The organism is Rhodovulum sp. P5 (assembly GCF_002079305.1).
Taxonomy (GTDB): domain Bacteria; phylum Pseudomonadota; class Alphaproteobacteria; order Rhodobacterales; family Rhodobacteraceae; genus Rhodovulum.
Genome location: NZ_CP015039.1, coordinates 255,039 through 267,599 on the forward strand (window position 1 = coordinate 255,039; position 12,561 = coordinate 267,599).

Sequence of the window (12,561 nt, forward strand, 5' to 3'; positions counted from 1 at the left end):
GGCCGCAGTTGGCATGCTTTGCCAATATATGCCATCATCTGGCTGGATGGAGGTACCCATGGCAACAATGAACGTTTCGCTTCCGGACCCGATGAAGGATTGGGTCGAAGGCCAGACCAAGAGCGGACGCTACAGCAACGCCAGCGACTATGTCCGCGACCTGATCCGGCGCGACCAGGACCGCCAGATGGCCATTGCAGAGGTGCAGCAGTTGGTTGACCAAGGGCTTGCAAGCGGTCCTGCGCAAGACTTCGATATGGACGTTTTCCTGACGGGAAAGCGCAAGGACCATGTCGGAAAGCCCGAGTGAACGGTATCGCCTTTCACCAGCGGCACGGGCCGATCTGAACGGTATCTGGAACTATACGGCAAGGATGTGGTCGCCCGACCAAGCCGATGCCTATCTGCGCAATCTCGGCGAGACGTTTCTCATTCTGTGCCGTCATCCCGAAATCGCCAGAGAGCGAACCGAGATCGATCCGCCGGTCAGGCTGCATCCAACCCGGTCGCACCTGATCATCTATCGGATCGAAGACGACCACCTCGTGATCATCCGCGTCGTGCATGGGCGCCAAAACTGGCAGGTGTTTCTGAACGAGTAGCAGCGGCGTAAGGGGTGACTTTCCGCAACCCTTACGCCGCCTCGATATCCTCGTCCTCGCCGGCCTGCTGGCGTTGCCACATCGCGGCATAGCGGCCGCCGCGGGCCAGAAGGCCATCATGGGTGCCGCGTTCCACGACAAGGCCCCGTTCCAGCACCACGATCTCGTCGGCGTCGGCGATGGTGGACAGGCGGTGGGCGATGGCGATGACCGTGCGGCCCTCTCCCATCGCCTTCAGTTGCGCCTGAATCCCGGCCTCTGTCTCTGAATCGAGTGCCGATGTCGCCTCGTCCAGCAGCAGGACCGGCGGGTTCTTCAAAAGGGTCCGCGCAATGCCGACCCGCTGTTTTTCGCCGCCCGACAGCTTCAGCCCGCGTTCGCCCACCTGCGTTTCGTAGCCGTTGGGCAGACTGGCGATGAAGTCGTGGATCTTCGCGGCCTTGGCGGCCTCTTCGATCTCGGTCCGGGATGCCTCGGGCCGGCCATAGGCGATGTTGTAATAGATCGTGTCGTTGAACAGCACCGTGTCCTGGGGCACCACGCCGATCCGGGCATGCAGGGACTCTTGCGTCACGTCGCGCACATCCTGACCGTCGATCACCACAGCCCCGTCCGTCGCGTCATAAAAGCGGAACAACAGCCGCCCGATGGTGGACTTGCCCGCACCGGACGGGCCGACGATGGCGACCTTGCGGCCCGCAGGCACCGTCACGCTGACCCCGTGCAGGATCGGGCGTTCGGGGTCGTAGCCGAAATGGATGTCGCGAAACTCCACCGTGCCGCCGGTGACCTTCAGCGCGGGGGCGCCGGGCTTGTCCGTCACCTCGGCGGGTTGTTCCAGCAGGTCGAACATTTCGGACATGTCGATCAGGCTTTGCCGGATCTCGCGATAGACGGTGCCGAGGAAATTCAGCGGCATGGTGATCTGGATCATGTAGGCATTGACCATGACGAAGTCGCCGGTGGTCAGCTTGCCCGCCTGCACCCCCATCGCCGCCATGACCATCACCGCGATCAGGCCGCCGGTGATCAGGAAGGCCTGTCCGAAATTCAGCAGGGCGAGAGAGACCGAGGTCTTGATCGCGGCGTCCTCATAGCCCGCCATCGCCTCGTCATAGCGTTCGGCCTCTCGCCGTTCGGCGCCGAAGTATTTCACGGTTTCGAAGTTCAGCAGGCTGTCGATGGCCTTCTGGTTGGCGTCGGTGTCCTGCTGGTTCATCCGGCGGCGGATCTTTACCCGCCAGTCGGTGACCACGAAGGTGAACTTGATATAGGCCGCGATGACCGCAGCCACGACAGCCAGATACCAGATGTCGAAGGCCAGCGCGAAGATCACCCCCACCATTGTCAATTCGATGATCAGCGGGCCGATGCTGAACAGCAGGAAGCGCAGCAGGAACTCCACCCCCTTAACCCCACGTTCGATGATCCGCGACAGGCCGCCGGTCTTGCGCGTGATGTGGAAGCGCAGCGACAGGTTGTGGATATGGGTGAACGTCTCCAGCGCAAGCTGGCGAAGTGCCCGCTGCGCCACCTTGGCGAAGATCACGTCGCGCAGTTGCTGAAAGCCGTTGGTCATCAGCCGCGCCATGCCATAGGCGACGGTCAGGCCCACCGCACCCACCGCCAGCATGGCTGTCTCCGACGCGCCCTCCCCGGTCAGGGTATCGACCGCTGCTTTATAAAGCAGCGGCATCAGGACCGCGACGACCTTGGCCAGAACCAGCGCGGCCATGGCCAGAACCACCCGGCGCTTGGCCCAGGTCTGCCCCTCTGGCCAGAGATAGGGCGCCACCTTGCGGATGGTGCGCATCCCCTTTTCACGGTCGAGTTGCGAGAGGTCGGCAGTCGTGGGTCGTCTTCCGCGGCGCATGGATCGGGCTTCTTTCGGTAAATTCGGCGCACACTAATGCCGCATGTGCGAAAAGACCAGTGACCAGATCACCTTTGCCGCGTGGCCGGTTGCTAGCCGTCGGGTTGCGGCTGAACGATTTCCGTCGGCGGCGCATCCTTCGGCACATCGTCGTCATTGGACAGGAACCAGCGAACGACCATCAGCACGATCAGAACCTCCCCGCCAATGAGGATCCAGTTCATGGTTTTTCCCTTGGTCTTCCCGTCCGGCATGGCTGTCCCTCCCCGTGCGCAAGCACCGCGCTCCCTGCGCTTGCGGGACCCTACCAAGCCCGTTATCAGGGGGCCAGACATCCGTCAGCCGAGGCTTTCCATGACCGCCCGAATTCCGTCCGTCTGCGTCTTTTGCGGCTCCCGCGATGGTGGGCGCGCCCGATATTCCGAAGACGCGGAAACGCTGGGGCGCGCGATTGCCGGGGCGGGCTGGCGCGTCGTCTATGGCGCGGGCGATATCGGGCTGATGGGGCGCGTGGCCCGCAGTGCGCAACAGGCCGGCGGGCTGACCTTTGGCGTGATCCCCGTGCACCTGTTCGACCGGGAGGTCGGCAAGCGCGACCTGTCCACCTTCGTCGTCACCGAGAACATGCATGAGCGCAAGAAGGTCATGTTCATGAATTCCGACGCGATCGTGGTGCTGCCGGGCGGTGCGGGGTCACTGGACGAATTCTTCGAAGTGCTGACTTGGCGCCAGCTGGGTCTGCATGAAAAGCCGATCTTCCTGCTGTCCAGCGAAGGGTTCTGGACGCCGCTGACGGGCCTGATCGACCATTTCATCGCCGAGGGCTTCGCCGAACGGACGCTACGCGACTATTTCCGTGTGGTGGATGACGTCGACGCCTTGATGGATGCCCTGCGCGCCGCCCTGTCCTGACGCAGCGATTCCGCCGAATAGATTGCCAGCGCCGTCCAGATCAGGGCGAAGGCGAAGGCATGCCAGCCGGTGAAGGCCTCGCCAAACACCAGCGTCGCGACGAAGAACTGAAGCGTCGGGTTCACATACCCCACAAGGCCCAGCGTGGCATAGCCGATGCGCTTGGCCGCATAGGAAAACAGGATCAGCGGCGTGGCGGTCAGCGGGCCTGACAGCATCAGCAGCACACTGTCGGACAGGTCATGCCCGAAGGTGGCAAGGGTGCGGCCCGTCAGGCCCGGCCAGCCATGGCCATGCACCCCCCACAGCCAGACCAACGCCACGGGCGCCAGCAGAAACACCTCTGCCGTGACCGAGACGACAGGCCCCGCCGGCACGCCGCGCTTGGCCAGCCCGTAAAGCCCGAAGGTCACCGCCAGCGCCAGCGAAACCCACGGCGCGGCCCCCAGCCCCCATGTCAGGCCAGCGACCGCAAGGCAGGCCAGCCCCACCGCGCCCCATTTGACCGGGGAATGCCGCTCGCCAAGCAGCAGATAGCCAAGCGCGACGGCGACAAGCGGGAAGATGTAATAGCCAAGGCTTGCCTCTACCGCGCGGCCGATCTGGATGGAGTAGATGAAGAAGAACCAGTTGGTCGACACCATCAACGCGGCAAAGGCCACCAGCGCCAGCGCGCGGGGGCGCGTCAAAAGCCGGGCCAGTTCGCCCAACCGCCCCTGCCCCGCCAGCACCAGACCGAAGAACACCAGCGACCACAGCGTCCGGTGACCCAGCACTTCCTCTGGCGGGACATGGGCGAGCAGCTTGTAATACATCGACGACAGGCCCCAGATGACCGAGGCCCCGATCATCGCGAGAACGCCTTTGCGCGCCTCGTCCATCCCCGTTACCGGTCGGCCATGAAACGGGCGAGCCGGGCAAGCCCTTCCTCGATATCCTCGGTCGAGCGGGCATAGGAAAACCGCAAGGTCCCGGCCCCCCGGACCGGATCGAAATCCAGCCCCGGCGTGACCGCGACACCGGCCTTTTCAAGGATCTCCGCGGCAAAGGCGCGGCTGTCATCGGTCAGGTCCGACACATCGGCATAGACATAGAACGCCCCGTCGGGCGGCGCGATATTGGTGAATCCCGCCTTGGGCAGACCGTCCAGCATCAGGGCGCGGTTCCGGCGGTAGACGGCCATGTTGGCCTCCAGCTCCTCGCTGCAGTCCAGCGCGGCAAGGGCCACCACCTGGGACGCATGGGGCGCGCAGATGAACAGGTTCTGCACCAGACGTTCCACCCGGCGGATATGATCCTCTGGCACCACCATCCAGCCGACGCGCCAGCCGGTCATCGAGAAATACTTGGAAAACGAGTTGATGATGTAGACATCGTCGGTGACCTCCAGCGCGGTCACGGCTTTCCGCTCATACTCGATGCCATGATAGATCTCGTCCGAGATAAAGGCCGCACCCCGGGCCTGCGTCGCCCCGATCAGCGCGGCCAGCGCGTCCCGATCCAGCATGGTGCCAGAGGGGTTGGCGGGTGACGCCACAAGCAGCCCGTCCAGATCGTCCGGCAGATCCTCGGGCACCGGTTGCAGGCGGTGCTGGAGCGCGGTCTCGATCATCACGGTTTCAAGCCCCAGCGCCTGCAGGATCGCCTTGTAGGAGGGATAGCCGGGCGCGCCGATACCCACCCGCGCCCCGATGTCGAAAAGCGAGGTGAAGGCCAGCGTGAACCCGCCCGAGGACCCCGGCGTGATCACCACCCTGTCGGGGTTCAGATCGACCCCGTACCAGTCGTCGTACATCTTCGCGATGCGGGCACGCAGCGCCGGCAGGCCCAGCCCCACGGTATAGCCAAGGGGGTTGTCCTCCATCGCGCGGGCAAGGGCGGCGCGGGCGGCGGCGGGCGCCGGTGTGCCGGGCTGGCCGACCTCCATATGGATGATATGACGCCCTGCGGCTTCGGCGCGCGACGCGGCCTCCATCACGTCCATCACAATGAAGGGATCGACCTCACCGCGCCTTGATACCCGCATGCCCGCCTCCTTAAGGTGCTGCCATGCGGGCTTTCTTCCAGCGCAAAGGCACAAGGTCAATGGCACCCGTCCGGTCCCGCCCCTTCGCGTCCTTGGCGGGTACGCTGTTCCTGGCCGTTTCGCTGTTGCTGGCGCCCTTGCCGCTGCGCGCGCAGACCCTGATCCGCGATGCGGAGATCGAACATGCGCTGCGCGAACTGACCCGCCCCTTGGCCAATGCGGCAGGGGTCGGAACCTCTTCGCTGAAAATTCTGGTGCTGAACGACAGCGACATGAATGCCTTTGTCGCCAATGGCCAGACGATCATCATCCATTCCGGGCTGATCCTGCGGCTGGGCAGTGCTGCGGAATTGCAGGGGGTGATCGCGCACGAACTGGCCCATATCGCCAACGGTCATTTTGCCCGGCGCCTGTCCAACCTGCAAAACGCCCGCTCCGCCGCGGCGCTGGGGCTCGTCGCCTCTCTGGCCGTGGCGGCGGCGGGCGGGGAGAGGCCGCCGCGGGGCTGGCCATCGGCACCGGGTCGGCCGCGCAAAGGCGGTTTTTTACCCATACCCGGGCCGAGGAAGCCTCCGCCGACCAGGCGGGGGTTCGATACATGGCACGGGCCGGGGTTGCGCCGCAGGCGATGGTGGAGGTGCTTGACCGGTTTCGCGGGCAGGAATCGCTCAGCGCCGCGCGGCAGGATCCGTATGTGCGCACCCATCCCCTGACCGCGGACCGGCTGCGCGCGATGAAGGGGTTCGCCGCGGCCTATGCCGACAAGGCCAGGGACGATCCCGAGGCCGAATACTGGTTCGCCCGCGCCAAGGGCAAGCTGGGCGCCTTCCTGCAAAGCCCGCGCTATACCCTGCGCAAGGTCGGCAAGGATAGCTCCGGCATCGCGCATATGCGGCGCGCCATCGCCTATCACCGGCAGCCCAACCCCGACAAGGCCGCCGCCGAGATGCGCGCGTTGGAGGCCGAGCGCCCGAACGACCCCTATGTGCATGAGCTGAAGGGGCAGATCCTGCTGGAATCCCGGCGCTTTGCCCCCGCGGTCAAGGCCTATGCCCGCGCGGTGGACCTCGCCCCCGGAAATGCGCTGATCCTTGGCGGATATGGCCGCGCGCTTCTGGCACTCAACACCAAGGACGGCAACCGAAAGGCGCTGGCCGCGCTGGAAAAGGCCCGGGCGCGCGACCCCTATCAACCGCGGCTCTTGCGCGATCTGGCGGTCGCCTATGCCCGGGGCGGCAATAACGGCATGGCCTCTGTCGCGACGGCGGAACGCTATGCGGTCATGGGGCGGATGAAGGATGCCGCCATGCATGCGGAACGCGCGATGGGGATGGTGCCGCGCGGTTCCCCGGGCTGGCTGCGGGCGCAGGATGTTCTGGCCACCGCCGAAGCGGCGAAAAAGCGCGGATGAGATTTGCGCTGGTCTTCCTTCTCATGGCGCAGACGGCCCATGCGGGGCTGTTCGACGCGCGGGAGCGTGCGGCCCTGGGCCAGGAACTGCGCGCCTACCTGCTGAGCCATCCGGAGGTGATCGGCGAGGCGCTGGCCGGTGCGGAAGACCGCCGCTATCAGGCCCATGTGGACGACGATCTGGCCCTGCTGAACCGTCACGCCGCGGCGCTGTTTCACGACAACCGGGACTGGACCTTCGGCAATCCCGCGGGCGATGTCAGCATGGTGGTCTTCATCGACTACGGATGCGCGGCGTGCCAACGGGCGCTGGACGCCGCGCGCGAAGTGCTGGCATCGGACCCGGGCCTTCGCCTTGTGGTCAAGGACACGCCCAGCGGCCCCGACATGACCGCCGCGCGCTTTGCCGAGGCCGTGCGCCAGATCGCCCCGCCCGAAACCTACATGCAGGCGCAGGACGCGTTGTTCGCGGCCCCGGATTTCACGCCCGAGACGTTGAACGCCATCGCGCGGGCGCTGACCCTTGACCCGGCGGCGGTTACCGCGCGCATGGCGGCGCCCGAGACCGCGGCGCGACTGATGGCCAACCGGGCGCTGGCCGACGCGCTCGACCTTGGGCCGCCGTCCTATGTTCTGCCGCGCACGATGGTGCGCGGCGACGTCCCCGCCATCGCGCTGTCCCGTATCGTGGAATCCATGCGCCGCAAGAAGTGACCGGGCCGCCCCCATTTCCCCATTGGCCCCGCCCCCGTGATATGGTGGAAAGGACAGCGACCGCGCACGTAAAACGAAAGAGACCGACCCATGACCCGCATTTCCACCGCCGCGCTTCTGGCCCTCGGCCTCGCCACCTCGGCCCATGCCTTCGATATCACCGACATGACCGAGTCTGAACGCAGCGCCTTCCGCGCCGAGGTGCGGGCCTATCTGATGGACAACCCCGAGGTGCTGATGGAGGCCATCGGCGTTCTGGAAGAGCGCCAGGCCAAGCAACAGGCGGCCAGCGACGAAACCCTTGTCCAGACCAATGCCAACGCCTTGTTCGAGGATGGCTATTCCTGGGTCGGCGGCAATCTTGACGGCGACATCACCATGGTCGAATTCGTCGACTACAAATGCGGCTATTGCCGCAAGGCCCATGACGAGGTCGCCAAGCTGGTGAATACCGATGGCAACATCAAATTCATCCTGAAGGAATTCCCGATCCTGGGGCAGGAATCGGTGCTGTCCTCCCGCTTTGCCATCGCGACCAAGCAACTGGCCGGCGACGACACCTACAAGAAGGTGCATGACAAGCTGATCACCTTCCGTGGCACGATCAACGACGACAACCTGCGGCGTCTGGCAGAGTCCTTCGATCTGGATGCCGATGCCGTCATGGCGCAAATGGCCGCGCCAGAGGTCGATACGGTTCTGGCCGAAAACCGCGCGCTGGCGCAGCGCATGAACATATCCGGCACGCCGACCTTCGTTTTGGGCCCGAAAATGCTGCGGGGCTACGTGCCGCTGGACGGCATGCGCCAGATCGTGGCGGGCGTGCGGGCAGAGTGAAAACGAAAAAGGGGCGGCTGAGCCGCCCCTGTGAAGGTCGAACTTCCCAAAAGGCCGGCGCAGCGCCGGCCTTTCGTTATTCCGCAGCTTCCACTTCGGCCGCGGCCGCGGCGGCCTCGATCTCGGCGGCTTTCTTTTCCACCTGCGCGACGATGTGGTCCACCATCTCCTCGTTCGAGATGCGGTGGTCCTGCTTGCCCGCCAGATAGACCATGCCATTGCCCGCGCCGCCGCCGGTAAAGCCGACATCGGTCATCAGCGCCTCACCGGGGCCATTCACGACGCAGCCGATGATCGACAGGCTCATCGGGGTCTTGATGTGTTCCAGCCGTTTTTCCAGCGCCTCGACCGTCTTGATCACGTCAAAGCCCTGCCGGGCGCAAGACGGGCAGGAGATGATGTTCACGCCGCGATGGCGCAGGCCCAGCGATTTCAGGATCTCGTAGCCGACCTTGACCTCTTCCACCGGGTCTGCCGACAGCGACACGCGGATCGTGTCACCCACGCCCGACCAAAGCAGGTTGCCGAGGCCGATGGCCGACTTGATCGTGCCGGACACGAACCCGCCCGCCTCGGTGATACCAAGGTGGAGCGGCGCATCGGTCGCCTCGGCGATGCCCTGATAGGCGGCGGCGGCCAGGAACACGTCAGACGCCTTCACGCTGATCTTGAACTCGAAGAAGTCATTGTCTTCGAGGATGCGGATATGTTCGAGCGCGGATTCGACCATCGCCTCCGGGCAGGGTTCGCCGTATTTGTCGAGCAGGTGCTTTTCCAGCGACCCGGCATTCACCCCGATCCGCATCGAACAGCCGTGGTCGCGGGCGGCCTTGATGACCTCTTTGACCCGCTTCTCGTCCCCGATATTGCCGGGATTGATCCGCAGGCAGGAGGCGCCGGCCTCGGCCGCCTCGATCCCGCGCTTGTAGTGGAAATGGATGTCGGCGACGATCGGCACCGGGCTTTCGGCGACGATCTCTTTCAGCGCGCGCGAGGAATCCTCATCCGGCACGGAAATCCGCACGATGTCCGCCCCGGCCTCTGCGGCGCGCAGGACCTGACCGATCGTGCCCTTGATATCGGTCGTGACCGTGTTGGTCATGGTCTGGACCGAGATGGGCGCATCGCCCCCCACGGCCACGGGGCCAACATGAATCTGACGGGACTTGCGGCGTTCGATATGGCGCCAAGGGCGCGCAGCGTGGAGCGACATCGGAATAACCTGTTCGGGCGTTGGGTGTTTACGCCTTCTGGATAGTGGATTAACCGCCGCCACGCAACGCGCGCCGGTGTCGCCTCTCGCTATTGCGACCCGGCGTCGCCCTCCGTCAGGCCCTGTTCAAGCTGGGCGAGCGCCACGGCAAGGTCGGGATCGGCCTGAAGATCGGCAAGCTGGTACTTCTCGGTCAGCGCGTCGGCGGACAGTTCGACATTCTTGGCGACCTGTGCCCCCGCCAATGCGGGTCCATAGGTCTGGCCGTTGACCGCGAAATAGACCGACCCGGAATTGCCCGCGCGCAGGCGCGGCGCCTCTTCGGTTTCGGGCAGGACATAGCGTTCGCCCGCATCGAGTATCTTTTCCAAAAGAACGGTGCCATCCGCCGCCGAGACGCGAACCCAGGCCGGACGCACGGCCAGAATGGCGACCTCGGGCCGGGTGTTTTCGGCAACGACCCGAACCGATGTGTCGCGCGGCGGCGTTCCACCGGCCAGCGGGCGTTCGACATAGATGGTTTCGGCACCGGGCGCGGCGCGGGCGATCCGGCGTACCGGGTCCTCCGACACCAGAATGCCGATCTCGCCGGGGTCGAGCGTTGCAATCGGGCCGTCGCGGGCGACCATCACGGGTTTGTCCAGCGCCTGCGGGCGATAAAGCCGGTCCAGATCCTCGGTCGACGGCGGGGTCACCGACATGTCGGCGGTGACGACATCATTCACCTGGTCAAGCGGATCCACATCGACGATCAGCCCGGGTTGCTGATCGATCGGGGCCAGCTTGACCTGCTGGATTTCCTTCAGCACCGACCAGCCGCCATAGCCAAGCGCGGTGGTCAGGGCGAGCAGCACAAGGCTCGACCCGATGGCACCGGGTTCGATCCGCAGCGGGAAGTTTTCTTTCCGGGGTGCGAACAGCCCGTTGGGATCGGCAAACGGGTCGCGGCCCTTCGCCGTGCTTTTCGACGAGGTGGTCTTGGTGCCCGAGACGTTGGATTCGACGGTGTCGCTGGTCGCGAACGCGCCCTCTTCGCAGAAGCGGCGATAAGCCCATTCCGCGTCGAGCCCAAGGTATCGGGCATAGGACCGCACGTAACCCGCGATGAAGCCGGGCGTTTCGAACGCGGCCGGATCGGCGTTTTCGATGGCTGCGATGTATGTCGCCCGGATCTTGAGTTCACGCTGAACATCAAGCAGCGACTTCCCCAAGGTTGCACGTTCACCGCGCATGACATCGCCGAGCCGAAGCTCGAACTCGTCAAACCCCTTGGGGGTAGATACCTCTTGAGAGCCCTCAGCCGTGCCTCGCGGCTGCCTGCGCCTTATCATATGTACTGCCCCGTGCCTGCCTGTGTGTCCCCGGTTTAGGACGGCGACGCAAGGGAATCGCCGTCCTTCTTAAGAGATCGTATCACAAGCACGCGAGCCATGCACCCGCGGAAGCAGTGTTATGCGGTCAGTTCGGCGCGATTCAGCGCACACTGCGACCAGAGCTCGTCCATCGCGCGGATCAGGTGATCCATCTGCTCGGGCGAATGCACCGGCGACGGGGTAAAGCGCAGACGCTCCGTCCCGCGCGGCACGGTCGGGTAGTTGATCGGCTGAACATAGATGCCATAGCCCTCAAGCAGCATGTCCGAGATGCGCTTGGTGTGGACCGGATCGCCCACGATCAGCGGCACGATGTGGCTGCCGTGGTCGATGACCGGCATGCCCAGACCCTTGAACCGGGCCTTCATGACGCGTGCGCGGTCCTGGTGCTGTTCACGCAGGCTGCTGTCGGTCTTGAGGTGGCGCACCGATGCGGCCGCCCCGGCGGCCACGGTGGGCGGCAGCGAGGTGGAGAAGATGAAGCCCGGCGCGTAGGAGCGCACGGCGTCACACATTTTCGCCGACGACGCGATATAGCCGCCGAACACGCCATAGGCTTTGGCGAGGGTGCCGTTGATGATGTCGATGCGATGCATGAGGTTGTCACGCTCGCACACGCCGGCGCCGCGGGGGCCGTACATGCCGACGGCGTGCACCTCGTCGATATAGGTCAGCGCGCCGAATTCGTCGGCCAGGTCGCAGATTTCCTCGATCGGGCCAAAGTCGCCATCCATCGAGTAAACCGATTCAAAGGCGATGACGATCGGGCGGCCCTTCTCGATCTTCTCAAGGATTTCACGCAGATGGGCGACATCGTTGTGACGGAAGATGTGCTTTTCACAGCGTCCGCGGCGAATGCCCTGGATCATCGAGGCGTGGTTCAGTTCGTCCGAGACGATCACGAGGTTCGGGAACAGGACCGGAAGGGTGGAGAGGGTCGCGTCGTTGGCGTTATAGGCGGAGGTGAAGATAAGCCCCGCCTCTTTCTGGTGCAGGTCGGCGATCTCGGCCTCCAGCGCCTTGTGATAGACCGTGGTGCCAGAGATGTTGCGCGTGCCGCCGGACCCGGCGCCGGTGGCTTCCAGCGCTTCGTGCATCGCGCTGAGCACAACGGGGTGCTGGCCCATGCCCAGATAGTCGTTACCGCACCACACGGTGATATCCTGCTGCTCGCCATCCGGGCGGCTCCAGACCGCTTCGGGGAACGCGCCCTTGCGCCGCTCGATATCGATGAAGGTGCGATAGCGACCTTCTTCGTGCAGGCTGTTGATGGCGCCGTCCAGTGCTGCGGAATAGTCCAACGGGTCTCTCCTTCGTTTTCGGGCACTCCGGCCCTTTTGCCCTTCCACTTTGCCCGCTGTGCGGGTCCTGGTCCGGGCTACCCCCGCATTGACGGGGTTTTGGTTTTACCCTTCGACACCTGCCCCTGAACCCCGGTCCGGCCCGAGGGATGGTGCCGCTCTCGTTCTCCCTGTCCGTCTTTCATATTCGAAAAACGCCAGATGTCTAAGCGCGATGCTGACGAAATGTCCAATCCTTTGCGCCGGATTGCCGCATTTTCTGCGTCTGGCGTTCCGATCGGAAACCTTGTCCTTGCGGAA

At 64.7% G+C, this 12,561-nt stretch carries 13 protein-coding genes and 1 pseudogene; 7 read left to right on the plus strand and 7 right to left on the minus strand.

Translation table 11 applies throughout. The annotated features are described in order from the left end of the window. Positions 1–58: 58 nt before the first annotated feature. Both RGUI_RS01295 and RGUI_RS01300 read left to right on the plus strand, forming a co-directional pair. Positions 59–310, plus strand: coding sequence for a type II toxin-antitoxin system ParD family antitoxin (locus RGUI_RS01295; protein WP_081531399.1), 252 nt, complete (start codon positions 59–61; stop codon positions 308–310). Beyond that, complete coding sequence (locus tag RGUI_RS01300) at positions 291–602, plus strand: type II toxin-antitoxin system RelE/ParE family toxin (RefSeq protein ID WP_081531400.1); 312 nt, start codon at positions 291–293, stop codon at positions 600–602. The genes RGUI_RS01295 and RGUI_RS01300 overlap by 20 nt, the downstream gene beginning before the upstream one ends. 31 nt (positions 603–633) lie before the next feature. Here the strand turns inward: RGUI_RS01300 and RGUI_RS01305 are convergent, their stop codons facing one another. Continuing rightward, positions 634–2,475, minus strand: coding sequence for an ABC transporter ATP-binding protein/permease (locus RGUI_RS01305; RefSeq protein WP_081531401.1), 1,842 nt, complete (start codon positions 2,473–2,475; stop codon positions 634–636). A 92-nt stretch (positions 2,476–2,567) separates the two neighbouring features. Next, on the minus strand, positions 2,568–2,699 hold the full coding sequence (locus RGUI_RS22320) for a hypothetical protein (RefSeq protein ID WP_256387865.1): 132 nt from the start codon (positions 2,697–2,699) through the stop codon (positions 2,568–2,570). A 130-nt stretch (positions 2,700–2,829) separates the two neighbouring features. Between RGUI_RS22320 and RGUI_RS01310 the strand changes: the two genes are divergently transcribed. Further along, complete coding sequence (locus RGUI_RS01310) at positions 2,830–3,387, plus strand: TIGR00730 family Rossman fold protein (RefSeq protein ID WP_081531402.1); 558 nt, start codon at positions 2,830–2,832, stop codon at positions 3,385–3,387. Here the strand turns inward: RGUI_RS01310 and rarD are convergent. Both rarD and RGUI_RS01320 read right to left on the minus strand, forming a co-directional pair. Further along, positions 3,324–4,268, minus strand: coding sequence for an EamA family transporter RarD (gene rarD / locus RGUI_RS01315; RefSeq protein WP_081531403.1), 945 nt, complete (start codon positions 4,266–4,268; stop codon positions 3,324–3,326). The genes RGUI_RS01310 and rarD overlap by 64 nt on opposite strands. Positions 4,269–4,273: 5 nt before the next feature. Further along, entirely contained in the window at positions 4,274–5,413 is a 1,140-nt protein-coding gene (locus RGUI_RS01320; protein ID WP_081531404.1) for a pyridoxal phosphate-dependent aminotransferase, read from the minus strand. 59 nt (positions 5,414–5,472) lie between these two features. Between RGUI_RS01320 and RGUI_RS22455 the strand changes: the two are divergent. The 4 genes and pseudogenes from RGUI_RS22455 to RGUI_RS01335 form a co-directional block, all read left to right on the plus strand. After that, positions 5,473–5,826: pseudogene (locus tag RGUI_RS22455) on the plus strand (M48 family metallopeptidase); the annotation flags it as partial. Between the two features lie 98 nt (positions 5,827–5,924). Beyond that, positions 5,925–6,824, plus strand: coding sequence for a tetratricopeptide repeat protein (locus tag RGUI_RS01325; RefSeq protein ID WP_371587444.1), 900 nt, complete (start codon positions 5,925–5,927; stop codon positions 6,822–6,824). Then, positions 6,821–7,537, plus strand: coding sequence for a thioredoxin domain-containing protein (locus RGUI_RS01330; RefSeq protein WP_081531405.1), 717 nt, complete (start codon positions 6,821–6,823; stop codon positions 7,535–7,537). Before RGUI_RS01325 ends, RGUI_RS01330 begins: the two co-directional genes overlap by 4 nt. 90 nt (positions 7,538–7,627) lie before the next feature. Then, positions 7,628–8,374, plus strand: a complete 747-nt coding sequence (locus tag RGUI_RS01335) for a DsbA family protein (RefSeq protein WP_081531406.1) — start codon at positions 7,628–7,630, stop codon at positions 8,372–8,374. A gap of 76 nt (positions 8,375–8,450) precedes the next feature. On the opposite strand, the gene ispG is transcribed toward RGUI_RS01335, so the two are convergent. The 3 genes from ispG to hemA all read right to left on the minus strand — a co-directional run bounded on the left by ispG (position 8,451) and on the right by hemA (position 12,261). After that, positions 8,451–9,587 carry a flavodoxin-dependent (E)-4-hydroxy-3-methylbut-2-enyl-diphosphate synthase gene (gene ispG / locus RGUI_RS01340; protein WP_081531407.1) on the minus strand — a complete coding sequence of 379 codons (1,137 nt, stop codon included), beginning with the start codon at positions 9,585–9,587 and terminating at the stop codon, positions 8,451–8,453. A gap of 89 nt (positions 9,588–9,676) precedes the next feature. Further along, positions 9,677–10,918, minus strand: coding sequence for a helix-turn-helix domain-containing protein (locus tag RGUI_RS01345; RefSeq protein WP_081531408.1), 1,242 nt, complete (start codon positions 10,916–10,918; stop codon positions 9,677–9,679). A 119-nt stretch (positions 10,919–11,037) separates the two neighbouring features. Continuing rightward, a complete protein-coding gene (gene hemA, locus RGUI_RS01350) occupies positions 11,038–12,261 on the minus strand; it encodes a 5-aminolevulinate synthase (protein ID WP_081531409.1) in 1,224 nt (407 codons plus the stop codon). Between the last annotated feature and the right edge of the window lie 300 nt (positions 12,262–12,561).

Coding starts and splice junctions, on each gene's coding strand:
- RGUI_RS01295 (WP_081531399.1), top strand. CDS start 59: ATGGCAACAATGAACGTTTCGCTTCCGGACCCGATGAAGGATTGGGTC.
- RGUI_RS01300 (WP_081531400.1), top strand. CDS start 291: ATGTCGGAAAGCCCGAGTGAACGGTATCGCCTTTCACCAGCGGCACGG.
- RGUI_RS01305 (WP_081531401.1), bottom strand. CDS start 2,475: ATGCGCCGCGGAAGACGACCCACGACTGCCGACCTCTCGCAACTCGAC.
- RGUI_RS22320 (WP_256387865.1), bottom strand. CDS start 2,699: ATGAACTGGATCCTCATTGGCGGGGAGGTTCTGATCGTGCTGATGGTC.
- RGUI_RS01310 (WP_081531402.1), top strand. CDS start 2,830: ATGACCGCCCGAATTCCGTCCGTCTGCGTCTTTTGCGGCTCCCGCGAT.
- rarD (WP_081531403.1), bottom strand. CDS start 4,268: ATGGACGAGGCGCGCAAAGGCGTTCTCGCGATGATCGGGGCCTCGGTC.
- RGUI_RS01320 (WP_081531404.1), bottom strand. CDS start 5,413: ATGCGGGTATCAAGGCGCGGTGAGGTCGATCCCTTCATTGTGATGGAC.
- RGUI_RS01330 (WP_081531405.1), top strand. CDS start 6,821: ATGAGATTTGCGCTGGTCTTCCTTCTCATGGCGCAGACGGCCCATGCG.
- RGUI_RS01335 (WP_081531406.1), top strand. CDS start 7,628: ATGACCCGCATTTCCACCGCCGCGCTTCTGGCCCTCGGCCTCGCCACC.
- ispG (WP_081531407.1), bottom strand. CDS start 9,587: ATGTCGCTCCACGCTGCGCGCCCTTGGCGCCATATCGAACGCCGCAAG.
- RGUI_RS01345 (WP_081531408.1), bottom strand. CDS start 10,918: ATGATAAGGCGCAGGCAGCCGCGAGGCACGGCTGAGGGCTCTCAAGAG.